This is a genomic window from Janthinobacterium sp. GW458P (assembly GCF_002127585.1).
Taxonomy (GTDB): domain Bacteria; phylum Pseudomonadota; class Gammaproteobacteria; order Burkholderiales; family Burkholderiaceae_D; genus Janthinobacterium.
Genome location: NZ_NEGZ01000002.1, coordinates 211294 through 234725 on the forward strand (window position 1 = coordinate 211294; position 23432 = coordinate 234725).

General features: G+C 63.1%; 22 protein-coding genes. 18 read left to right on the plus strand and 4 right to left on the minus strand.

The genetic code is table 11. From position 1 onward, the window contains the following. The first annotated feature begins 385 nt into the window (after positions 1 to 385). Positions 386 to 1615 carry a pyridoxal phosphate-dependent aminotransferase gene (locus CBW50_RS03055; RefSeq protein WP_086144136.1) on the plus strand — a complete coding sequence of 410 codons (1230 nt, stop codon included), beginning with the start codon at positions 386 to 388 and terminating at the stop codon, positions 1613 to 1615. Positions 1616 to 1705: 90 nt separating this feature from the next. Further along, positions 1706 to 3028 carry a homoserine dehydrogenase gene (locus CBW50_RS03060; RefSeq protein WP_086144137.1) on the plus strand — a complete coding sequence of 441 codons (1323 nt, stop codon included), beginning with the start codon at positions 1706 to 1708 and terminating at the stop codon, positions 3026 to 3028. Positions 3029 to 3091: 63 nt separating this feature from the next. Here CBW50_RS03060 and CBW50_RS03065 read toward each other — a convergent pair whose 3' ends face one another. From CBW50_RS03065 to CBW50_RS03080, 4 genes are all read right to left on the minus strand, one after another. Further along, positions 3092 to 3457, minus strand: a complete 366-nt coding sequence (locus CBW50_RS03065; protein ID WP_086144138.1) for a ribonuclease E inhibitor RraB — start codon at positions 3455 to 3457, stop codon at positions 3092 to 3094. A gap of 147 nt (positions 3458 to 3604) precedes the next feature. Continuing rightward, positions 3605 to 4162, minus strand: coding sequence for an outer membrane beta-barrel protein (locus CBW50_RS03070; protein WP_086144139.1), 558 nt, complete (start codon positions 4160 to 4162; stop codon positions 3605 to 3607). Positions 4163 to 4341: 179 nt separating this feature from the next. After that, entirely contained in the window at positions 4342 to 5847 is a 1506-nt protein-coding gene (locus tag CBW50_RS03075; RefSeq protein ID WP_086144140.1) for a sensor histidine kinase, read from the minus strand. After that, positions 5844 to 6554, minus strand: coding sequence for a response regulator (locus CBW50_RS03080; protein ID WP_086144141.1), 711 nt, complete (start codon positions 6552 to 6554; stop codon positions 5844 to 5846). The genes CBW50_RS03075 and CBW50_RS03080 overlap by 4 nt, the downstream gene beginning before the upstream one ends. A 200-nt stretch (positions 6555 to 6754) precedes the next feature. Between CBW50_RS03080 and CBW50_RS03085 the strand changes: the two genes are divergently transcribed. The 16 genes from CBW50_RS03085 to hutH all read left to right on the plus strand — a co-directional run bounded on the left by CBW50_RS03085 (position 6755) and on the right by hutH (position 23431). Continuing rightward, the gene (locus CBW50_RS03085; protein ID WP_086144142.1) at positions 6755 to 7816 is read left to right on the plus strand and encodes a porin; all 1062 of its coding nucleotides are present in this window, start codon (positions 6755 to 6757) and stop codon (positions 7814 to 7816) included. A 43-nt stretch (positions 7817 to 7859) separates the two neighbouring features. Beyond that, on the plus strand, positions 7860 to 8813 hold the full coding sequence (locus tag CBW50_RS03090) for a tripartite tricarboxylate transporter substrate binding protein (RefSeq protein ID WP_086144231.1): 954 nt from the start codon (positions 7860 to 7862) through the stop codon (positions 8811 to 8813). Between the two features lie 48 nt (positions 8814 to 8861). Continuing rightward, the gene (locus CBW50_RS03095) at positions 8862 to 9959 is read left to right on the plus strand and encodes an ABC transporter substrate-binding protein (RefSeq protein WP_086144143.1); all 1098 of its coding nucleotides are present in this window, start codon (positions 8862 to 8864) and stop codon (positions 9957 to 9959) included. A 183-nt stretch (positions 9960 to 10142) separates the two neighbouring features. Further along, positions 10143 to 11933, plus strand: a complete 1791-nt coding sequence (locus CBW50_RS03100) for an iron ABC transporter permease (protein WP_086144144.1) — start codon at positions 10143 to 10145, stop codon at positions 11931 to 11933. A 20-nt stretch (positions 11934 to 11953) separates the two neighbouring features. Then, complete coding sequence (locus CBW50_RS03105) at positions 11954 to 13027, plus strand: ABC transporter ATP-binding protein (protein ID WP_086144145.1); 1074 nt, start codon at positions 11954 to 11956, stop codon at positions 13025 to 13027. Positions 13028 to 13029: 2 nt separating this feature from the next. Next, the gene (locus CBW50_RS03110) at positions 13030 to 14088 is read left to right on the plus strand and encodes an AbrB family transcriptional regulator (RefSeq protein WP_253251898.1); all 1059 of its coding nucleotides are present in this window, start codon (positions 13030 to 13032) and stop codon (positions 14086 to 14088) included. A gap of 606 nt (positions 14089 to 14694) precedes the next feature. Then, complete coding sequence (locus CBW50_RS03115) at positions 14695 to 15399, plus strand: beta-ketoacyl synthase chain length factor (RefSeq protein WP_226935348.1); 705 nt, start codon at positions 14695 to 14697, stop codon at positions 15397 to 15399. Continuing rightward, entirely contained in the window at positions 15392 to 16183 is a 792-nt protein-coding gene (locus tag CBW50_RS03120) for a 1-acyl-sn-glycerol-3-phosphate acyltransferase (RefSeq protein WP_086144147.1), read from the plus strand. The genes CBW50_RS03115 and CBW50_RS03120 overlap by 8 nt, the downstream gene beginning before the upstream one ends. Beyond that, positions 16176 to 16430 carry a phosphopantetheine-binding protein gene (locus CBW50_RS03125; protein ID WP_071322591.1) on the plus strand — a complete coding sequence of 85 codons (255 nt, stop codon included), beginning with the start codon at positions 16176 to 16178 and terminating at the stop codon, positions 16428 to 16430. The genes CBW50_RS03120 and CBW50_RS03125 overlap by 8 nt, the downstream gene beginning before the upstream one ends. Before the next feature lie 31 nt (positions 16431 to 16461). After that, positions 16462 to 16719: an acyl carrier protein gene (locus CBW50_RS03130; protein WP_034750398.1), complete on the plus strand. Its 258-nt coding sequence runs from the start codon at positions 16462 to 16464 to the stop codon at positions 16717 to 16719. Between the two features lie 3 nt (positions 16720 to 16722). After that, positions 16723 to 17268 carry a hypothetical protein gene (locus CBW50_RS03135; RefSeq protein WP_086144148.1) on the plus strand — a complete coding sequence of 182 codons (546 nt, stop codon included), beginning with the start codon at positions 16723 to 16725 and terminating at the stop codon, positions 17266 to 17268. 7 nt (positions 17269 to 17275) lie between these two features. Beyond that, the gene (locus CBW50_RS03140; protein ID WP_086144149.1) at positions 17276 to 19078 is read left to right on the plus strand and encodes an AMP-binding protein; all 1803 of its coding nucleotides are present in this window, start codon (positions 17276 to 17278) and stop codon (positions 19076 to 19078) included. Then, positions 19072 to 20160 carry a class I SAM-dependent methyltransferase gene (locus tag CBW50_RS03145; protein ID WP_086144150.1) on the plus strand — a complete coding sequence of 363 codons (1089 nt, stop codon included), beginning with the start codon at positions 19072 to 19074 and terminating at the stop codon, positions 20158 to 20160. Before CBW50_RS03140 ends, CBW50_RS03145 begins: the two co-directional genes overlap by 7 nt. Further along, positions 20153 to 20908 carry a glycosyltransferase family 2 protein gene (locus CBW50_RS03150; protein ID WP_253251899.1) on the plus strand — a complete coding sequence of 252 codons (756 nt, stop codon included), beginning with the start codon at positions 20153 to 20155 and terminating at the stop codon, positions 20906 to 20908. The genes CBW50_RS03145 and CBW50_RS03150 overlap by 8 nt, the downstream gene beginning before the upstream one ends. Further along, the gene (locus CBW50_RS03155) at positions 20905 to 21876 is read left to right on the plus strand and encodes an acyltransferase (RefSeq protein WP_086144234.1); all 972 of its coding nucleotides are present in this window, start codon (positions 20905 to 20907) and stop codon (positions 21874 to 21876) included. The genes CBW50_RS03150 and CBW50_RS03155 overlap by 4 nt, the downstream gene beginning before the upstream one ends. Then, positions 21863 to 23431: a histidine ammonia-lyase gene (gene hutH, locus CBW50_RS03160; protein ID WP_086144151.1), complete on the plus strand. Its 1569-nt coding sequence runs from the start codon at positions 21863 to 21865 to the stop codon at positions 23429 to 23431. The genes CBW50_RS03155 and hutH overlap by 14 nt, the downstream gene beginning before the upstream one ends. Position 23432: the final 1 nt, after the last annotated feature.

Below are 23432 nucleotides of genomic sequence, written 5' to 3' on the forward strand. Positions count from 1 at the left end.
GTTGATCGGAGCGCGCGCCGTCTGGATGCGTGCTGCGACGAAGGGCGTAAGCATGCCATAAATGACAGAAAAGAGCGAATGCAATGCAACATTCTTTCCAATTTGCAATGTTTGCCGCCGCGCTCGCAGACGGTGCTGGCGCCATGGTAGTGGGTAAAGATTAAGAGAAGATGAAGGTGCTCTGGCCGGAATGGCCGTTCGCGGCGCCCGGCGTGGCAGAATCGGCGCGAAATGCTGCAGTTCGCCATGTTTAATTTGATAAAATGGCCTGCTTTCGGCGAGAATGGTTGTTTTCGCATTGCAGTCTCATGGGTTCATAGTTCTGGCGCGGGTGTTACGCCGCAAGCGTAAGGCCGGCAGCGCCGCATCACGACAGGGATTTATTTTGCGACCGATTCAGAAATCGAATAAATTGGCGGACGTCTGCTACGACATCCGCGGCCCGGTCCTGGAAAAATCCAGGCAAATGGAAGAAGAAGGCCACAAGATCACCAAGCTCAATATCGGCAACCTTGCCGTATTCGGCTTTGATCCGCCAGACGAGATCGTGCGCGACATGATGCTCAACCTGCAGAACGCGGCCGGCTATACGGATTCGAAGGGCATGTTCGCGCCGCGCAAGGCCGTCATGCACTACACGCAAGGAAAGAATATCGCCGGCGTGACCATCGACGACATTTACCTGGGCAATGGTGCCTCGGAACTGATCGTCATGTCGATGAACGCCTTGCTCAACAGCGGCGACGAGGTGCTGGTGCCGGCGCCCGACTATCCGCTGTGGACGGCCGCCGTCAGCCTGTCCGGCGGCAATCCCGTGCATTACGTATGCGACGAGCGCAACGAGTGGTACCCCGACATCGAGGACATGCGCCGCAAGATTACGCCGCAAACAAAAGCCATCGTCGTCATCAACCCGAACAATCCGACGGGCGCGCTGTACCCGGTTTCCGTGCTGCTGCAGATCGTCGAACTGGCGCGCCAGCACCAGCTGATCATTTTCGCCGACGAGATTTACGACAAGGTGCTGTACGACGAAGCCGAGCACGTGTCGATCGCCTCGCTGGCCGACGACGTGCTGTTCATTACCATGAACGGCTTGTCGAAGAATTACCGCTCCTGCGGCTACCGTTCCGGCTGGATGGTGGTCTCGGGCGAAAAGCGCCACGCAAAAGATTACATCGAGGGCCTCAACATGCTGGCCTCGATGCGTCTATGCGCCAACGCCCCGGGGCAGTTTGCCATCCAGACGGCGCTTGGCGGCTACCAGAGCATACAAGACCTGGTGGGGCCCGGCGGGCGCCTGTTGAAACAGCGCGACCTGGCGCACAAGCTGCTGACCGATATTCCGGGCGTCACCTGTGTCAAGCCGAAGGCTGCGCTGTACATGTTCCCGCGCCTGGACCCGGAGATCTACCCGATCGCCGACGACCAGCAGTTTGCCTATGAATTACTGGCCGAGGCCAAGGTCCTTATCGTGCAGGGCACGGGTTTCAACTGGATCGCGCCCGACCATTTCCGCGTCGTCTTCCTGCCCAATTCCGATGACCTGACCGAGGCCATGGGCCGCATTGCCCGCTTCCTCGAAGGCTATCGCAAGCGTCACGGCCGGGGCTGAACCGGCCAGCAGCAGCAATCTCGATCAACCATACCGATCAACCTGGCGCCGCCCAAGGGGGGCGCCACTTATGAGCAGTCAAGCACAACTATGAAATCCATCAAGATCGGCCTGCTGGGCCTGGGCAATGTCGGTTACGGCACGTTCAGCGTCCTGCAACGCAACCAGGAAGAAATCAAGCGCCGCGCGGGCCGCGGCATTGAAGTCGTCGCCGTCGCCGTGCGCGACGTGGCGCGCGCCGAGACGCTGGTCGCCGGCGGCTGCAAGGTCGTCAATGACCCCTACTTGATCGTCAACGACCCCGAGATCGACATCGTCGTCGAACTGATCGGCGGCTACGACCTGGCAAAAACCCTGGTGATGCAGGCCATTGCCAACGGCAAGCACGTGGTCACGGCCAACAAGGCCCTGCTGGCCGTACACGGCAACGAAATCTTCGCCGCCGCCCAGGACAAGGGCGTGATGGTGGCCTTCGAAGCGGCTGTCGCCGGCGGCATCCCCATCATCAAGGCGCTGCGCGAAGGCCTGACGGCCAACCGCATCGAATGGATCGCCGGCATCATCAACGGCACCACCAACTTCATCCTGTCCGAAATGCGCGACAAGGGTCTCGATTTCGCCACCGTGCTGAAACAGGCGCAGGAACTCGGTTACGCGGAAGCCGACCCTACTTTCGACATCGAGGGCGTGGACGCCGCGCACAAGGCCACCATCATGTCGGCCATCGCCTTCGGCATCCCGGTGCAGTTCGACAAGGCCTACGTGGAAGGCATCAGCAACCTCAATGCCGTCGATATCCGCTACGCCGAGCAGCTGGGCTACCGCATCAAGCTGCTGGGCATCACCAAGCGCGCCACCGTCAACGGCGTGGAAGGCATCGAGCTGCGCGTGCATCCGACCCTGATCCCGGCCAAGCGCCTGATCGCCAACGTCGAAGGCGCCATGAACGCGGTGCTGGTGCACGGCGACGCCGTCGGCGCCAGCCTGTATTCGGGCCGTGGCGCCGGCGCCGAGCCGACCGCCTCGTCGGTGATCGCCGACCTGGTCGACATTACCCGCCTGGCCACGGCCGACCCGGAACACCGCGTGCCGCACCTGGCGTTCCAGCCGAACGCCATGACCGACATCGCCATCCTGCCGATGTCGGAAATCACCACCAGCTACTACCTGCGCATGCACGTGGCCGACCAGCCGGGCGTGCTGGCCGACCTGACGCGCATCCTGGCCGAGCGCAGCATTTCGATCGACGCCATGCTGCAAAAAGAGCCGGCCGAAGGCGAGACGCATACGGACATCATCATGCTGACGCACCAGACGCAGGAAAAGAACGTCACGGCCGCCATCGCGAAAATGGAGGCGTTGCACAGCGTGGTGGGCACCGTCACCAAGATCCGCCTGGAAAACCTCAGCTGACCGTTTGCGGCGATCCATGCAAAACGGCGCCCGCGGGCGCCGTTTTTTTATCGTTAAACTGTCTTACAGCTGCGGCACATCGGGCGCGCCGACGGGGCCCACGTCCATGCCGTCATAGCTGGCCAGCTGGTTTTCCTGCGCAAACTGCATCAGTTCGCCATTGCGCGCATGCAGGCTGTCGACGCCGTGCACTTCGGCCTTTTCCACGTGCAGCACCCACACGGGGGCGGCGGCCGGGTCGTCCAGTTCCGGCTGGTACAGCTCCACGGGGCGGTAGCCCTGAATCGCCAGCAGGGAGGCGGCCTGCTCCAGCGGTTCGGACGTGGGATTGGTGAAGTAATAGCCCCACAGCAGCGGCTGGGACAGGTCCCACGGCGCGTTCTCGGCGATATTGGCAAACAGTTCGCTTACATCTTCTTTGGTCATCATGGCGGCAGGCTTTCATTGAAATCTCAGGGCGCGATCTTAACATCGGCACCGGTGACGCGCCACGCGCCCATAAAAAAAACCGGCTTTGCAGCCGGTTTTTATTATCCGCCGTCAAAACGGCGGGATGCTGGTTCGCGCAAGCGCGAATTAGAACTTGTAGCGCAGGCCGATCGACAGCAGGTCGGCTTTCAGTTTGTCGCCGCCTTCGCTGGCAACTTTGCCGAAGTTTTCGTATTCCGCCACAGCCGACAGGTTCTTGCTGATGTTGTATGCCGCGCCGATGCCAAAGATGGCGGAGGTCTTGTTTTTCGATTCGCTACCGCTCGCGTCGCTGATGCTGATTTTGGTGCGGTTTTGCGATACACCAGCCTTGGCGAACAGCGAGAACTGTTCGTTCAGCGGCAGGGTGCCGGTCGCGGCGACGTAGAATGCATGGCTTTTTGCTTCCAGCGTCGTGCCGTCAATGGTGCGGTTTACCTTGCCGAAGTCGACATAGCCGGCTTCTGCGCCGAAGTTTTGCGTGAAATCGTAGCCAGCGTACGCTTTGTAGCCGGTGTTGCTCTTCTTGTTCGAACCGTCTTGATCGATAGACAGTTTCAATTCCGAACGGCCGACGTTAGCGCCGATGTATGCGCCTTCTGCTTGAGCGAACAAAGGGAATGCCAGGGCGGCGCCAACAACTACTGCAAACAATTGCTTTTTCATATTGATCCTAGATAATTAATGCGGGGAGACTGCCTCGCCGCTTAATGGGAACCGAATTGTATAGGGATGAATATGTTTACGTAAGGCAATTATTTAAAAAATATTAGAAATAAACTACGTGTTGTTTTTGAGCAACGTTCGATATCGAAGGCATATCGAAGGCATATCGATGCAATGCTTCACGTGGCAGCGCTGAAAAGCACGCTGACTTTCAAGCCGTGCCCATTGGCCGCCGTCGCCAGTTCCAGCCGTGCGCCGTGCAGGGCGGCGATGTCGCGCACGATGGCCAGGCCCAGCCCGGCGCCGCCAGGATTGCTCTCGAGCGCCGCGCCGACCCGGTAAAACGGTGTAAATACGCGTTCGCGTTCCGCAGGCGGGATGCCGGCGCCGCTGTCTTCCACTTCCAGCACCGTTTCACGGCCATCGCCATTCATTGTCATCACGCGCACGCGCAGGATCACGTTGCCGCCCTGCGGCGTGTAGCGCAGTGCATTGTCGACCAGGTTGGCCACCAGTTCGTGCAACAGCAAGGCCTGGCCATGCACGGGGGCTTCGTCGCGCGCTTCCAGCGACAGGTCGATATTCTTGCTGACGGCGCTCATGGCCATTTCCAGGCCCACTTGCTGCGCCACGTCGCGTAACGGTACGGTGTCCATGGCCAGGCTGTCGCCGCCATGTTCGATGCGCGCCAGGGTCAGCAGGCGGTTGGCCAGCAGCACGGTCGAATCGGTGGTGACGGCGATGGAACGCACGATGTCGCGCAGCGCGGCCACGTCTGCCGCACCGGGAGAGGTGCCGCTCTGGCGGTCGCAGGCCCGCAAGGCCAGTTCGGCCTGGGTTTTCAGCACCGTCAGGGGCGTGCGCAGCTGGTGCGAGGCGTCGGCGATGAAGCGGCGCTGGCTGGCGATCAGCTGCTGCAGGCGCGACATGGAGCCGTTCATGGCGCTCACCAGCGGGCGCATCTCCTTGTGCACCAGCGCCGGGTCGACGTCGGACAGGTCGGACAGCGTGCGCGTCTCGACTTCCGTTTTCAATCGCATCAGCGGCTGCAGTACCAGGCGCACGGCGAACCACACGAGGGCGCCCATCACCAGTATCATCGCCGCCTGCCAGCTCAGGGTGTCGAACAGGATCTGGTTCGACAGGCCGCGCCGCGCATCGAGCGTTTCGGCCACCTGGATCAGGGCGATGCCGCGCATCGAGTCGTCATACACGGGTTGCAGCAGGGCGGCGATGCGGATCGGCTTGCCGTGATAGTCGGCGTGGTAGAAGCGCACCAGAGCAGGGTAATTCTGCGAGCGGGGCACGTTTTTCGGCACGGGCGGCAAGTCGCCATAGCCCGAGACCAGTTCGCCGTTGATGCCGGTGACCTTGTAGTAGATGCGGCCCAGGGTATCGGTCTCGAAGCTGTCGAGCGCCACGTAAGGCACTTCCGCCACCACTTTGCCGCCCACGATGGAAACGCGCTCGGCCAGCGCGCGCGTTGACGCCAGCAGCGAGCGGTCATACGCCATGTCGGCCGCATCGAGCGCGTTGCGGTAGACGAAGAAGGCGTCCAGCAGCACCAGCATCACCAGCGGAATGAGCAGCCAGCGCAGCAGCTGGCTGCGCAGGCTGCCCAGCGGCCGGCCCTGCGCGGAGTATCGGCGCAGACGTTCGGCCAGCGGCAGGCGGGACACACTCATTTTGACGCTGCCGGCACCATGGCGCTGCGCGGCTGCAGCAGGTAGCCGATGCCGCGCAGGGTGGTGATGGCGGCGGCGTCCGGCGCATCGCTTTCAAGCTTCTTGCGCACGCGGTGGATGTACAGTTCAATGGCGTCCAGGTTGGCGTCGTCGGCCAGGGCGAAGACTTCGTCGAACAATTTTTCTTTCGATACGGCGCGGCCAGAGCGCGTGATCAGGGCCTCAAGCACCGCGTGTTCGCGCGGCGTCAGGGCCAGTGCCGCACCGCCATAGCTGAACATGCGCGTGACGGTGTCGAAACTGAGAGCGCCGCAGCTATGCACCAGCGCTTCGTTTCCCTGGCTGCGGCGCAGCAGGGCCTTTACGCGCGCCTCCAGTTCGGCCAGTTCGAACGGCTTGGCCATGTAGTCGTCGGCGCCCAGGTTCAGGCCCTGCACTTTTTCATCGAGGCCGCCGCGCGCAGTGAGTATCATGACAGGAGTCTTGCCGCGCGTGCCGCCGCGCGCGCGCAGGCGGCGCAGCACGTCCAGGCCATCCATCTTGGGCAGGCTCAGGTCGAGCAGCACCAGCGAGTATTCCTGCGTGTGCAGCAGGGCGTCGGCATCGGCGCCGTTGTGGGCGGTCTCCACCGTCAGGTGCGCGTCGCGCAAGGCCTTTGCCAGCCAGTGCGACAGCTCCAGATGGTCTTCCACTAATAATATGCGCATGGTCTCCGCCATTCGTTGAAATGAAGCAGTGTAAGCCTGGCGGCAGGGGAGGCGATGAATATGTTGATGTCCATTGTGGCTGGCCAGCGACACCTGTCCATCTGAAAGCCAATTGAAAGGATGGCGCTCATATAGTGTGATCCTGATTCATGAAATTGATCAGGCTTATCACCAATAACTATATCTGAGGGAGACTCTACATGAAGAAAACCGCATTCTCGCTGGCTGCCATGGCTGTTCTTGCCGCAGCCGGCGCTGCCCACGCCCAGTCGAACGTTACCGTGTACGGCTTGCTCGACGTCGGCGTCGACAATACCAGCAATGCCTCGCCATCGAAAGGCTCGGTCAGCCACGTCAGCTCCGGCGGCATGAATACGTCGCGCTGGGGCATCCGCGGCAGCGAAGACCTGGGTGGCGGCCTGAAAGCCGTCTTCAACCTGGAAGGCGGCATCCTGATGGATACGGGCGCTGCCGATGGCGCGCTGTTCAAGCGCCAGGCGTATGTCGGCCTGGAAGGCAGCTATGGCCGATTGGTGCTGGGCCGTTCGTTCACCACCGTGTACGACTTTGTGCTGCCGTTCGATCCGATGGGCTATGCGCCTTACTACTCGTGGGCCACGTCGGCCAACGCCAGCGGCCCCAGCAAGTACGGCATGACGACCGCGTTCGACAACCTGGTCAAGTATTCGGGCAAGGCCGGAGACTTCAAGTTCGGCGCCTCGTATGGCTTCGGCGAGCAAGCGACAGGCGCCCAGGACAGCGCCAAGTTCTCTTCCGGCGTGACCTACACGGCCGGTCCCGTGAGCCTGCTGGCCACGTATGAGCGCGTCAACGGCAATTCCATTGCCGGCGGTGCGCGCGACAAGACGACCTCTTACCACCTGGGCGCGATGTACAGCGAAGGTCCGTGGAAGGTGCAGGCCGTCGCCCGCGACTACAAGCTCGATCCGGCCGCCGCCGGCAAGGCTGACGTGCGCGGTACCTTGTACTGGGGCGGTGTCAGCTACATGACCACGCCGCAAGTCACGCTGACGGGCGTCATCTACTACCAGGACGTGAAGAACGTGGCGGCCAATACGGATGCCGATCCGATCATGTACGTGGCGCGCGTGCGCTATGCCCTGTCCAAGCGTACCGACCTGTACGTGGCCGGCGCCTACGCCAAGGCCAAGCATAACCAGCTGGTCAGCCTGTCGCGCGACGATGCCGGTTTCGACAACACGCAGCGCGGCGTGATCGCCGGCATCCAGCATCGCTTCTAAGCCCATGACGATGCCGCGCTCCCTGTTCCTGTCGCTGTTGTGCATGCTCCCCGCCGTGGCCGTGGCCGCGTCCGGGGCGCAGGCGTCCGCGCCAGCGGAGTGCGTGGTGCCGTCCAAGCCGGGCGGCGCCATGGATCTGACTTGCAAGCTGGCGAAAAAAGGCCTGGCGCAGGGGAGCGCGGCGGGCGTCGCAGGCCCGATGCGCATCACTTATCTGCCTGGCGGCATCGGCGCGGTGGCCTGGCATTCGATGGGCTCGCAGCGCCGCCGCGCGGAAGCGAACACCCTGGTGGCTTTTTCGGGCGGTTCGCTGCTCAATCTGGCGCAGGGCAAGTTCGGCAACGCCAAGGCAAGCGACGTGCGCTGGGTGGCGGCGCTGGGCGCAGACTACGGCATGATCGCCGTGCGCAGCGATTCGCCCTACAAGACGCTCGGCGACCTGATCGCGGCATTGCGCCAGCATCCGGACACGGTGCTGATCGGCGTCTCGGGCACGATCGGCAGCCAGGACTGGCTGAAGATGGCGCTGGTGGCGCGTCACGCCGGCATCGACCCGAAAGTACTGCGCTTCGTGGCACTCGAAGGTGGCGGCGAAGTATTTACGGCGATGCAGGCCGATTACGTGCAGGTGGTGTCGGGCGATACGTCCGAAGCGACCCTGAACGCGAGCGCCAATCATGCACGCGTGCTGGCGGTACTGTCGGAAAAACGCTTGCCGGGCGTGCTGGCGAACGTGCCGACGGCGCGCGAGCAGGGCATCGACGTGGTATGGCCCATCATCCGCGGCGTGTGGATGGGGCCGCAGGTGCCCGAAGCGGACTACCAGCGCTGGGTGGCCACTTTCGACCGGGCCATGGCCACGCCGCAGTTCGCCGAATGGCGTGCGCAGGCCGGTCTGTACCCGTTCGTGCTGACGGGGGCGAAGCTGACGGCGTATGTCAGGAAGGCGGTCGACGAATATGCGCGGCAGGCCACCGAGCTCGGATTAATGCGCTGAACGGCATCACACTTTAAAAATATCTATTTCATAGACGGAGACAACCTCATGCAAACCAAGACCCTGCTTCAAGTCGCCATTGCCACCGCGTTTGCCAGCCTGGCCGGCGCCGCCTTTGCGCAAGTGCCGTCCGGCTATCCTGCCGACTACCAGAAGATCATCGACGCGGCCAAGAAGGAAGGCAAGCTGGTAATTTACAGCGCGACCGACAGCAAGGCGGCCGCACCCCTGATCAAGGATTTCAGCGCCCTGTATCCAGGCATTTCGGTCGAATACAACGACATGAATTCCACCGAGGTGTACAACCGCTTCATTTCCGAGGTGGCGGCAGGCGGCAACACGGCCGACGTGATGTGGTCGTCCGCGATGGACCTGCAGATGCGCCTGGCCTCGGACGGCTACGCCCTGAAGTACAAGTCGGTCGAAGCGGCGAAGATTCCCGGCTGGGCGATGTGGGACGACCAGGCATACGGCACCACGTTCGAGCCGGCCGCCATTGTCTACAACAAGCGATTGCTCGACCCGAAGGAAGTACCGAAAAGCCACGACGACTTCGTCAAGCTGATCGCCACGCCGAAATTCAAGGACAAGGTCACCACCTACGACATCGAGAAATCGGGCGTGGGCTTCATGTTCATGGCGCAGGATGCCAAGGAGTACCCGCAGTTCCTGGCGCTGGAAAACGCCTTTGGCACTGCCAAGGTGCGCGTGCAGTCGTCGACGGGCACCATGATGGAGCGCATCTCCTCGGGCGAAAACCTGATCGGCTACAACGTGCTGGGCTCCTACGCCCTGGTGCGCGCCAAGACCGACCCATCGATCGGCGTGGTGCTGCCTAAGGATTACACGCTGATCCTGTCGCGTGTGCAGTTCATCAACAAGAACGCGAAGAACGTCAACGCCGGCAAGCTGTGGCTCGATTACATCCTGTCGCATCGCGGCCAGACCATCATCTCGAACGGCGCCAAGCTGTTCGCCATCCGCGCCGACGTCACGGGCGAGACCACCTCGGCTGAATTGATCAAGGAAATCGGCGCGGCCAACGTCAAGCCGATTCCCGTGCACCCGATCATCCTGCAATTTTTGGGACCTGCCAAGCGCATGGCCTTCCTGAAGCAATGGAAAGAAACAGCCGGCAAAAAATAGGGACCTCCGAAAAACCTACTGCGCGTCGCGATTTGCGGCCTCCGATGCTCACTGTGCATTCGCACAGCTCCGCTTCTAAGCCACAACTCACTGCCGCTCGCTACGGTTTTATCGGAGTTCCTAGGCCGCCTGCGAACCGCGGTTCGCGGACGGATGCCGCACCCTTCATTCATTGGATTCATCATGCAAACTGCTATCTTGCCGCCGCCAGCACGGTCGCGCTCTCCCTTGTCGCGCCTGAACTGGTCGCGCGGCGTGGTCGTGACGATCACGTTAATCGCCATTTTTCTGCCGCTGTTCCTGATTTTTTACCAAAGCTTCCTGAACGCGCCGTTTTTCATGCCGGTGCGCGAATTCGGCTTTGATTCCTACCGTTTCATCTTCGATGATCCCGATTTCGCCATGGCCTTCAAGAATGGCCTGATGCTGGCCTTCGGCCTGACCGTCATCGCCGTGCCGCTGGGCGGCATGCTGGCCTTCCTGATGGTGCGCACCGACTTGCCGGGCCGCGGCTGGGTCGCCCCCATGCTGCTGGTGCCGATCTTTGTCTCGCCGATGGTGATGGGCTTCGGCTACGTCGTCTCGATGGGGCCCGTGGGCTTTTATTCGACCTGGGCCAAGGAGTTGCTCGGCTTCGTGCCCTGGAATATCTACTCGTTCACCAGTATCGTGATCATCGCCGGCCTGACGCACGTGCCGCACGTCTACCTGTACGCTTCGTCGGCCCTGAAAAGCCTGGGTTCGGACGTGGAAGAGGCGGCCCGCGTGGCTGGCGCCTCGCCGATCCAGGTCATGCTGAACGTGTCGCTGCCGATGATCATGCCGGCGCTGGCATATGCGGGCGTGCTGGTGTTCTTCCTCGGTTTCGAGGTGTTCGGCCTGGTGCTGGTGCTCGGCGATCCGGAAGGCCATCTGGTGCTGCCGACCTACTTGTACAAGCTGACGAACAAGCTCGGTACGCCGTCGTACCACCTGATGGCGGCAGTCGCCGTGTGCCTGGTAATGGTGACCATGCCGCTGGTGATGATACAGCGCTGGCTGCTCAAATCGGCCAACAAATATGTCTCGATCAAGGGCAAGGGTGCGCGCAGCAAGGCCATGCCCTTGGGCCGCTGGAAGTGGCTGGCGTTCGCCTTGCTGGCCGGCTGGCTGATCTTCACCATCATCCTGCCTTTGAGCGGCATCGTGCTGCGCTCCTTCGTGCAGTACTGGGGCGAGGGCGTGCACCTGGCCGACGTATTGACCTTGCAGCATTTCCGCGACATTTTTGATCAGCCTTCGCTGGTGCGCGGCATCGTCAACACCATCCTGATCGGCGTCGTCGGCGGCGCGTTGGCCGTGGCCTGCTACAGCTTCATCGCGCTGGCGATGCACCGCAAGCAGGATGGCATCACGCGCCTGCTCGATTACAGCGTGCTGGTACCGCGCGCCGTGCCAGGGCTGCTGGCCGGCCTGTCCTTTTTGTGGGTATTCCTGTTCGTGCCGGCCTGGCTTGACGGTATATTCAAAGGCATGGACAACGGCGTGGCCCTGTGGCTAAGCGGCCATGTGATTCCCGTGCTGCGCGAACTGCGTTCGACCATCTTCGCCCTGTGGCTTGCATATTCGGTGGTGTGGATGGCCTACGGCATGCGCCTGATTTCCACCGCGCTGCTGCAGGTGGGGCCGGAACTGGAGGAGGCGGCGCGCGCCGTCGGCGCCAGCCGCGGCCAGGTGACGCGCGACGTGACCCTGCCGCTGATCAAATACGGCTTGCTGGGCGCCTGGCTGATGGTCTTCCTGATCTTCGAGCGCGAATACTCGACGGGCGTGTACCTGCTCTCGCCAGGCACGGAAGTGATCGGCGCCATGCTGGTATCGCTGTGGGCGGGCGGCTCGACCGACCTGGTGGCGGCGCTGTCCTTCATCAACATCACCCTGGTGGCCATCGGCCTGGGCATCGCCTTGCGTTTTGGCGTGAAACTCCATAATTAATAGAAGACTGAGACCACATCATGAATGAATTGACCGTCAATGAATTGCACCTGGACTATGGCACCGGCCCATCCGCCAACCAGATCCTGAAGGGCGTCTCGATGCACCTGCAAAAAGGCGAAGTGGTCGCCCTGCTGGGGCCTTCGGGCAGCGGCAAGACTACCCTGCTGCGCGCCGTGGCCGGGCTGGAGAGCCCGAAGGCGGGCACCATCCAGATCGGCGAGCGCAATGTCTTCGACGGCGCGAAACATTTCGAAATGCCGGCCGAGCAGCGCAACCTGGGGCTGGTGTTCCAGTCATATGCGTTGTGGCCGCACAAGACCGTCTTCGACAACGTCGCCTACGGCCTCAAACTGCGCAAGATGGGCAGTACGGAAATCGCCGCGCGCATCAAGGAAGTGCTGACGCAGCTGGGTCTCGGGCACCTGGGAGAACGCTACCCGCACCAGCTGTCCGGCGGCCAGCAGCAGCGCGTGGCGATCGCCCGCGCGCTGGTGTATAACCCGCCCGTGATCCTGCTCGACGAGCCGCTGTCGAACCTCGACGCCAAGCTGCGTGAAGAGGCGCGCGCCTTCCTGCGCGAGCTGATCGTGCGTCTGGGCCTGTCCGCGCTGATGGTCACGCACGACCAGGGCGAGGCCATGGCCATTTCCGACCGCATCTTGCTGCTCAATAACGGCAAGATCGAGCAGCAGGGCACGCCGCAAAGCATGTATGAAACGCCGGACACCCTGTTTACGGCCGAGTTCATGGGCAGTAACAACCGCCTGCCCGGCAAGGTGGTGCAGCGCGAGGGAAATCTGGTGCGCCTGCTGGTCGATGGCGCTTCCATGCAGGGCGTGGCGCGCGGCGCGAACGTGGGCGCGGAAGTGACGACGATGATCCGCGTCGAAGAGGTGAAGATCAGCGCCACGCAGGTGGACAACGCCATCGAGATGCCGCTCCTGACCTGCATGTACCTGGGCGACCGTTGGGAATGCCTGTTCGAGCGCGGCGGCGCGGACAACATCAGCCTGCGCGCGTATTCGCGCCACAAGCTTGAAGCGGGCAAGTACTGGCTGCATATGCCTGCTGACAAGCTCTGGGTGTTTTAACGGTGCCATGGTGGCCACGCTGGCGCGCAGTCTGTGCCGCGCTGGCAGCCGGTCTGGCGGGCGCCGCCATCAGCCTGTGGCTGCGCACGCCGCTGCCGTGGATGATCGGCCCCCTGTTCGCCACGGCCGCGCTGCGCCTGGCGGGGCGCGAACTGGCTTGCCCCGTGCGCGTGCGCGAAGCGGGGCAGTGGGCCATCGGCACGGCCCTGGGCCTGTACTTTACGGCGCCCGTGCTGGCCGCACTGTCTTCCTATATCCCGTGGATCGCCGGCGCCGTGCTGTTCGCGCTGGCGCTCGGCGCTGCCGGCGCGCTGCTGCTGCGGCGCCTGTCGGGCGCTGATCATGCCACCGCCTTTTTTGCCATGGCCGTTGGCGGCGCCTCTGAGATGGCAGTGCAAAGCGAGCGCCATGGCGCCGACGTGGGCAAGGTGGCCGCCGCGCACAGTCTGCGCATGATGCTGGTGGTGGCGACGATTCCCTTCGGCGTGCGCTACTGGGGCAGTCATGGCCTGGAGGCGGGGCATGAAACCTTCGTGCCGGGTGCCGCGCTGGTCGATTATGGCGGGCTGGCGCTGCTGGTCGGCATCACGGCGCTGGCGGCCCTCGCCTTGAAACGGGGCAGGCTGCCCAACGCCTGGGTCATCGGCCCCTTGCTGGCGGCCTTGCTGCTGACGGCGTGCGGCATCCATCTGTCACGCCTGCCCGAGTGGATGATACGCGCGGGCCAGCTCTTCATCGGCATCGCCCTGGGCACGCGCTTCAGCCCCGCCTTCCTGCATGCGGCTCCCCGTTATCTGGCCAGCGTGGCCGTCTGCACGCTGTTGATGCTGCTATTGGCGACCGCCTTCGGTCTGGGCCTGTCGCGTTGGCTGGCCATTCATCCGGGTACGGCCATCCTGGCCACGTCGCCGGGCGGCATTGCGGAAATGTCGCTGACGGCCAAGACATTGCACCTGGGCGTGCCCATCGTTACGGCATTTCATGTGGCGCGCATGGTGGTGCTGGTATTGTTGATTGGCCCATTCTTTTCCATGTTGAAAAACCGGCATCGGCAGCGTTAAATCACGTCACGTAAAAAGGCATAAAGCAAACGCTCTGAATTGCCTCCGCCATGGCTGTATTTAATGCGGGCGGCAGTCGGTTCGCAGCGCTGCGTCACACTGTGGAGCGAGTATGTCCGGGAATATATTTGCTGGAATTTTCCTCCGTTAGCGCACTCTCCGGTCATGCATGGCGCCGGCATCACACCCCCGCTCGTGCCTCTCTGGGCCGGTGCGAGACATGTTATCCAAAAACAACGTTGTTGCAGTCATTGTAGGCATCATGTCTTTAGCGTTGGTAAAGAATTCTTATTTTGAAAAATCGCGCCAGTTTGCGGAAGAATGCCGCTTTTCCATGTGGAGAGAATGGGTAGGGTGTTACAAATAGTAACGGTGGGCGTATTTTTATGAATGCCGGTTTTTTGGGGTGTGTATTTAAAAAGTTGCCACGCGGCCATTTATTTTAGTTATTTTTACTTCCATCGTTTATAATTTGAAAAGAACGCCGGCTGGGCTTTTTGCGCAGTTTTTACGTGAGTTCGCCCTTTTTTTGAGCTCAGGAAATTGTATATGCGCACCGATGGTGTCCGTTTTTCGATTGTCAGACAGGCTGCCTGGGCGCCGGGAATGGAAACGCCGCAGCAATGGCAGGTGTGGGCGCAAGCCGGCCCGTCCGTCGCGCCGATCGACGTCATTGGCGAGCCTGGTGTGCGCCAGATGGCGCCGCTGTTGCGCCGCCGTGCCGGCCAGTTGGGCAAGATGGCGCTCGAGGTGGCTTATGCCTGTCTGGCGGGGCAGCGTGATGTTCCCCTGGTCTTTTCCTCGCGTCATGGCGAAGTGGCGCGTGCCGTCGAATTGTTGTCCGCGCTGGCCCAGGGCGAGCCCTTGTCGCCGACCGCATTTGGCATGGCCGTGCATAACGCCAGTGCCGGCCTGTTTTCCATCGCCCGCGCCGATACGGCCAATCAATTGGCCATCGCTGCCGGCGCCGCCAGCCTTGAGGCCGCAGTGATCGAAGCGTGTGCCTTGCTGGCCGATGGCGCGCCGCAGGTCCTGCTGGTGCTGGCGGAATGTCCCTTGCCGGCACCCTTCGAGGTCTTCGAGGATTGTCATGAGCAGCCGCATGCGTTTGCCTGGCTGCTGCAGGCCGAATCTTCCCCGGATAAGGGTTTCAGCCTGACGTGGCGTACCCGTGGCAGTGACGATGCCTTGCCGGCCGCTGCCGCCGCGGTGCCGGCCAGTCTGGCCGTACAGCGCTTCATGCTGAGCGGTGCCCGCACGTTCGAGCACGTCGCCAATCGCCAGGTCTGGTGCTGGAGTCGCCATGCGTAAGCTGGCGCACGTGCGTACCGGCGTCTCCGTGGGCTGGCGGATCTTCGCCACCGGACTCAGTTTTGCCGCCTTCGGCGTAGGCGGCTTGCTGCTGCGCGTGCTGGTGTTTCCCATGCTGCATGTGCTGGTGTGGCGGCGCGAGGCGCGCATCGCCGGCGCGCGCGCCATCATCCGCTGGAGTTTTCGTTTCTATATCGGCTTGATGCGACTCCTCGGCGTGCTGCGCTATGACCTGCGCGGCCTGGATAAACTGGAGCGTGGCGGCTTGCTGATCCTGGCCAACCATCCGACTTTGATCGACACGATTTTCCTGATGGCATATGTCAAGCAGGCCGATTGCATCGTCAAGTCTGATTTGTGGAACAACCCGTTTACGCGCGGCCCTGTGCGCGCGGCAGGCTATATCAACAATACGGGCGGTGCCGAACTGGTGGAGGCCTGCCTGGCATCGCTGGCGCGCGGTAACAACCTGATCATCTTCCCGGAGGGGACGCGCACGCCTCGCAGCGGCGAGATCCTGCTCAAGCGGGGCGCGGCGAATATCGCCGTGCGCGGGCGGCGTGACGTGACGCCGGTGCTGATACGTTGCCTGCCCAGGACTTTAGGCAAGGGCGAGCAGTGGTGGCGTGTACCGGCCCGCCGCGCGCATTTCGAGATTGCAGTGCAGGACGACCTGGCGATCGACGAGTTTACCGGCGGTGGCGCCAGCGACGTCCTCGCGGCGCGCACTTTGACCAATCATCTGCAACATTACTTTAGCGGGAAACAGGAACAACATGCTTGAACAAGAAGTGAAGGAACTGATCATCGAGGCGCTGCAACTGGAAGACATGAGCGCCGCCGATATCGATACGGATGCCCCCCTGTTTGTTGAAGGCCTGGGACTCGATTCGATCGATGCGCTGGAGCTTGGCGTCGCCCTGCAGAAAAAATATGGTATTTCCCTGTCGGCCGATTCGGCCGATACGCGCCGCCACTTCGCCTCCGTACGGGCACTGGCGGCCATGGTTGACACTCACAGAAAGAAGTAAGGGAGCAGCAAAAATGGTAGATATGAGCGCAATGAGCCGCGATGAACTGTACGCATGGGTAGTGCAACTGCTGGCCGAAATGTTCGAGCTTGATCCGGCGGCGCTGACGCCGCAGTCGAATCTGTATGCGGAACTCGATATCGACAGTATCGACGCGGTCGACCTGGCGGTTAAGCTGAAGCAACTGACGGGTAAGCGCCTGCAGCCGGAAGTATTCAAGACCATCCGCACCATTGATGACGTGGTCGAGGCGCTGCGTGCGATGTCGGTGTCGGAACAGGCGGCATGACGCGTGCTGCTTAATGCCGTCGCATTGCTGCTGACAGTACTGTATCCGCTGGCAATCTGGTTCGGCCATGGCCTGGTCGAACCGCGCTGGCTGGCATTGCTGTTGTTGCTGGCCGTCGCCTGCCGCCTGCCCGCATTGAAGCTGCAGCCTGCTGCACGCTGGTCGGTGGCCGCCGCGCTGCTGCTGGTGGCGATCGCGCTATGGAGCAATCTGCTGCTGCCACTGAAGCTGTATCCGGTGCTGGTCAATGCTGTGCTGCTGGCCACTTTTGCCTACAGTCTGTGGGCGCCTCCATCCGTGGTGGAGCGCCTGGCGCGCCTTCGCGAGAAGGACTTTCCGCCAGCCGCCGTGCGCTATACGCGCCGCGTGACGCAGGTCTGGTGCGGCTTTTTCATCGTCAACGGCAGCATTGCGCTGGCCACCGCCTTGTGGGCCAGCGATGCCGTCTGGTCGCTGTACACGGGCGTGGTCGCGTATGTGCTGATGGCTCTGTTATTTGGCGGCGAATACCTGGTCCGCCTGCGTTTTAAGCGTCTGCATCATGTCTGAAGTCCTTATGCCGGAAACTCATTCTCCCGTTGCTTCCCTGGCCCGCCTTGCGCTGGCCATGCATGCCCGTCCGGCAGCCCTGGCCGTGGGCTGGCGCGATGGTGCCGTGCTCGATCACGGGCATTTTGCCGCACGCATGCAAGCCTGGGCAGGCATGCTGGAGTGCCAGTCTGGCCACGATTTCGCATTGTATCTGGACGATAGCATCGAGTTTGGCGCCGCCTTGCTGGGAGCCTGGCAGGCGGGGAAAACCGTCTGGCTGACAGCCGATACATTGCCGGCCAGCTGTGCCTCGCTGGCCGCGTCGGTGGACGGCTTCCTGGGACAGTTCCCGGCCAGGCATGCGCCGCTGTCGCCGCCGGCCGCCAGTGCTCCGGCGCGGGCGTGGAAAGTGCTCGCCGAGGATTTCCCTGCTTTGGTTGTGTACACCTCCGGCAGCACGGGGGCGGCGCAGGCCATCCCGAAAAAGCTCTCGCAACTGGCCAGCGAAGTGGCCACGCTGGAGCAGCTGTTTGGCAGCCATGCCGATGGCGCGGCCGTTGTTGCCACGGTCTCGCACCAGCATATCTACGGCTTGCTGTTCAAGGTCTTGTGGCCGCTGGCCGCCGGGCGTGCCGTGCATGCGCACAGCGCGGACTACCCGGAGCAGCTGTCCGCCTTGCTGGCGCGCGGTCCCTGCGTGCTGGCGGCCAGTCCCGCGCACCTGAAACGCCTGCCAGAACACCTGGACTGGTCAGGCGCGCGAGCGCAGCTGCGCGCCGTGTTTTCATCGGGCGGTCCGCTGGCCCTGGATAGCGCGCTGGCGGCAGGAAGTTTGCTTGGCCGCGTGCCCTGTGAAATCTATGGCAGTTCGGAGACGGGCGGCGTGGCTTGGCGCCAGCGTGCGCCTGAGCGGCCAGACGACGAGAGCTGGCAAGGTTTTCCCGGCGTGGATTGGCGCCTGCAGGATGACGGCGCGCTGGAAGTGCGTTCGGCGCATCTGGCCGGCGATGGCTGGCTGCGCCTGGCGGATCACGCGCGGCAGACGGATGCGGGACGATTCCAGCTGCTGGGGCGCAGCGACCGCATCGTGAAGATCGAAGAAAAACGCATTTCTCTCAATGCCATCGAGGCGGCCTTGCTGGCCACGCCGCTGGTAGCCGAGGCAAGAGTGCTGCTGTGCGACGCGCCGGCCGGCGAGCGGCAGAAAGTGGCTGCCTTTATCGTTTGCAGCGCCGCCGGCCGCGCGCTGCTTGGCGCGCAGGGCAAGCTGGCCTTGAACCGCCAACTGCAGCTGGCGCTGGGCGGGCAGGTCGAAGCGGTCGCCTTGCCGCGCCGCTGGCGCTACCTGGAACAATTGCCCATCAATGCGCAGGGCAAGACGACGCAGGCCTTGCTGCTCGCGCTGTTGGAACAGCCGCGTTTGCCGCATGTGGAACTGATCGAGAGCGCTTCCGGGGGCGATACGCCACGGCTGCTGTTCGAGTTGCGCGTGCCCGCGAATCTGTTTTATTTCGATGGCCACTTCACGGGCGCACCCTTGCTGCCCGGCGTGGTGCAGGTGGAGTGGGCACTGCACTTTGCGCGCCAGCATCTGGCGCTGCCCGCGCATTTTCGCGCCATGCATGCCTTGAAGTTCCAGCAGCCGGTGCTGCCGGACCGGCCGGTCCGGCTGGCGCTGGAGTATGACGCGCTCAAGGCCAGCCTGCAATTCCGTTATCTGTCGGACGCCGGCCAGCATGCCAGCGGCCGCATCCTGTTTCACCCGAATGCCGCTGCCGTTCCTGGTGGCGGCTCCGATACACCCACTCCAGCAGCGAGCGCATGTTAGATAAAAAATTCTCACCCGAACGCCAGACCGCTTTTGCCGCCCGTTTTGAAGCGCAAAAAATCGCTTTCGGGCCCGTCGTCTTTCAATGCGTGCGCTATGCCTGGAAGCGCGGCATGTTGCAGGCGCTGGCCGATACCGGCCACACCGGCCTGACGATCACCGACATGGCCGCCAGCGGCCGATGGACGGAATATGCACTGAAGGTGGCGCTGGAATCATGCCTGTCGGCCGGCGTCGTTTCGCTGCGCGACGGCGCTTATGTGCTCGACAAGGTGGGTTTTTGCATGCTCACGGACAGCATCACCCAGGTTAACCTGGACTTCATGCATGACGTTTGCTACCAGGGTTTGTTCGACCTGGACCGCTCGCTTGACACCGAGCAGCCTTTGGGACTGGCCGCGCTGGGCGACTGGCCAACCTTGTACCAGGGCTTGTCAGCCCTGTCGGAGCCGGCCAAGGGCAGCTGGTTCGCCTTCGATCATCATTATTCGGATACCTCGTTTCCCGAGATCTTTCCGGACGTCTTCGCCACGGCGCCACGCCGCATCTTGGACATCGGTGCCAATACGGGCAAGTTCGCCACTGCGGCGCTGGCTTACCATGCGGGCGTCGAACTGCACCTGGTCGACCTGGAACGCCAACTGGCGGTAGCCGACCGTACCCTGACCGACGCTGGCTTGCGCGAGCGTGCGCACTTGCATGCCTGCGACCTGCTCGACGACGCGGCACCCCTGCCGGCCGGCATGGACCTGATCTGGATGAGCCAATTCCTCAGCTGCTTTTCCGAGGCTGCCATCGCCAGCATCCTGCGCCGCGTGGCGCAAGCGCTGGGGCCAAACGGGCAAGTGCTGATCATGGATACCTTCTGGGACCGCCAGCAGTACGATATCGCGGCCTACTGCCTGATCAACACCTCGCCCTATTTCACGGCCATGGCCAGCGGTAACAGCAAGATTTACCAGAGCAGCGACTATATCCGCCTGGCGCAAGCCGCCGGCCTTGAGTTGCTGACCACGCGCGACGGTATCGGCTATTGTCATTCGCTGCTGCGTTTTGGCCGCGCCGGAGCGCACAGTGACTGAAGTGCGTTTTTACCCCTGCATCGTGATCCCGGTGTTCAATCATGAACACGCGATCGGCGCCGTCGTGCAGCGCCTGCTGCCGCATGGCGTGCCGCTGATCCTCGTCGACGACGGCAGCTTTGACGCCGGCGCGCGCACCCTGGACGCGCTGGCTGCCGCGCATCCGTCGCGCGTGACTCTGCTGCGCCATGCGCATAACCAGGGCAAGGGTGGGGCGGTGCTGACGGGCTGCCGCCACGCGCATGCGCAAGGCTACAGCCATGCGCTGCAGATCGACGCCGACGGCCAGCATGAAACGGACGATGTGCCGCGCTTCCTGGCGCAGGCGCGAGCCACGCCGGCGGCCGTGGTGATCGGCTACCCCGTGTACGATGCCTCGGTTCCCAATGCGCGCTACTACGGCCGCTATGCGACGCATATCTGGGTATGGATCAATACCTTGTCGCTGCAAATTCGTGACTCCATGTGCGGTTTCCGCGTCTATCCGCTGACGCCGCTGACGGCGCTGGCGCAGCGTGGCGTGCTGGGGCAGCGCATGAATTTCGACACCGATGTGCTGGTGCGTCTGTATTGGGATGGCCTGTCGATGGCGAATCTGCCCACGCGCGTGGGTTACCCCAGCGACGGCGTCTCGCATTTTGAGCTGTGGCGCGACAATGTACTCATTTCGCGCATGCACGCGCGCCTGTTTTTCGGCATGCTGTGGCGCGCACCGCGCCTGCTGGCCCGCCATTGGCGCGCGCGATGACGGCAGCATCGAACGGGCAGCGCAGCCACTGGGCCGGTTTCAACGAAGTGAGCTTCGTGGCCGGCATGCGCCTGCTGTTCTGGATCTGCCGCGTGTTTGGCCGCTGGCCGTTCCGCGTCGTGCTGTACCCGGTGCTGGCCTGGTATGTGCTGACGAATGCCCGCGCGCGCCGCGTCTCGCGCGCCTATCTGCGCCGCGTCGCGGCCTGCGGCGGAGCGGAGGACCTGAGGGTGCTGCGCCATTTCGGCTCGTTTGCCGAATCCATCCTCGACAAGATGCTGTTGTGGGGTGGCCTGTTCGATACGCACAGCGTGAGTCTGCATGGCGTCGATGGCGCCGATGGCGTCAACCGCTGTCTGGACGAGGGACGCGGCGCCTTGTTGATCTGCGCCCACCTGGGCAACCTGGACCTGTGCCGCGTGCTGTCGCAGCGCAATGCGCGCCTGAAGCTCACGGTGCTCGTGCATACGCGCCATGCGCAGGCCTTCAACCGCATGCTGGAGCGGCTCAACCCCGACAGCCAGCTCAATCTCATGCAGGTGACGGAGATGACGCCGGCCACGGCCATGCTGCTGGCCGAGAAGGTGGCGCAGGGCGAGTTCGTCGTGATCGCCGGCGACCGTATCCCTGTCTCGCCGCAGCCGCGCGTGGCCGTGGCGCCCTTTCTGGGGCAGCCGGCTGCGTTTCCGATTGGCCCCTATGTTCTGGCCAGTGTGCTGCAATGCCCGGTGTATCTGCTGTTTTCGATGCGCAGCGGCCAGCGTTCTGAGGTGCACTTCGAACTTTTCCGCGAGTCGCTGCATCTGCCGCGCAAGGCGCGCGAGGCGATGCTGGCCGAACTGGCCGCCGACTATGCGGCGCGCCTGCAGTATCACTGCCTGCGTTCGCCGCTGGAATGGTTCAATTTTTACGATTTTTGGCAACTCCCCGATACTTCAAGACTGGATACACCCGATGCATCTCGCTGACCTGAAAAACACCCGACGCGCCGTCCGCTTCGACCGCGAACGTCTGTGCATTGAAGACATTGCCGATATTGCGCATGGCCGCGCCAGCGCCGAACTGTCCACCGATCCCGTCTTTCGCGCGGCGATAGCGCGCGGCGCCGACTTCCTCGACCGTCTGCTGCGCGAGGATGGCACCATCTATGGCGTGACCACCGGCTATGGCGATTCGTGCACCGTCACCGTGCCCCCGGAGCTGGTGGCCGAGCTGCCGCACCACCTGTACACTTATCACGGCTGCGGCCTGGGCGAATTCTTCACGCCGGCGCAGACGCGCGCCATCATGGCCACGCGCCTGGCGTCGCTCTCGAAGGGTTTTTCCGGCGTCAGCGTGGAATTGCTGGCGCAGATCGCGCGCCTGCTCGACGCTGGCCTGCTGCCGCTGATCCCGTCGGAGGGCTCGGTGGGCGCCAGCGGCGACCTGACGCCGCTGTCCTACCTGGCGGCGGTGCTGTGCGGCGAGCGCGAAGTGTGGCGCGATGGCGATCACGTGCCGGCGGAACAGGCGCTGCGCGAAGCGGGCATCACGCCGTTGCGCCTGCGCCCGAAGGAAGGCCTGGCGATCATGAACGGCACGGCCGTCATGACGGCGCTGGCCTGTCTGGCGTATGAGCGCGCTGAATACCTGGCGCGCCTGACGACGCGCATCACGGCCATGGCTTCGTTCGCGCTCGATGGCAATGCGCACCACTTCGACGAAACGCTGTTTTCCGTCAAGCCGCATCCCGGCATGCAGCAGGTGGCGGCGTGGCTGCGCGAGGACCTGCCGACCGATAGCTGGGAGCGCAACGGCAAGCGCCTGCAGGACCGCTATTCGATCCGCTGCGCGCCGCACGTGATCGGCGTGCTGGCCGACGCCTTGCCGTGGCTGCGTTCGTCGATCGAAAATGAACTCAATAGCGCCAACGACAATCCCATCATCGATGCCGAAGGCGAGCGCGTGCTGCACGGCGGTCACTTCTATGGCGGCCATATCGCCTTCGCCATGGACAGCATGAAGAACACGGTGGCCAACCTGGCCGACCTGCTGGACCGCCAGATGGCCCTGCTGGTCGACAGCCGCTACAACCAGGGCTTGCCGGCCAACCTGTCGGGCGCCACCGGCCCGCGCGCGGCCATCAACCACGGCCTGAAGGCACTGCAGATCAGCGCTTCCGCCTGGACGGCCGAAGCACTGAAGCTGACCATGCCCGCCTCGGTGTTTTCGCGCTCGACCGAATGCCACAACCAGGACAAGGTCAGCATGGGCACCATCGCCGCGCGCGACTGCCTGCGCGTGCTGGAACTGTGCGAGCAGGTGGCAGCGGCGCTGCTGATCACGGTGCGGCAGGGCGTCTGGCTGCGCTGCAAGGCCAATCCCGACGTGCTGCCGCAAGCGGCGCTGACAGCGATGATGGAAGCGCTGGCGGCCGATATCGCGCCCGTGGAAGAAGACCGCCGCCTCGATCCGGAACTGCGCGTGCTGCTCGAACGCATGCGCGCCCAGGCATGGCCGCTGTACGGAGCCGAACATGGCTGAT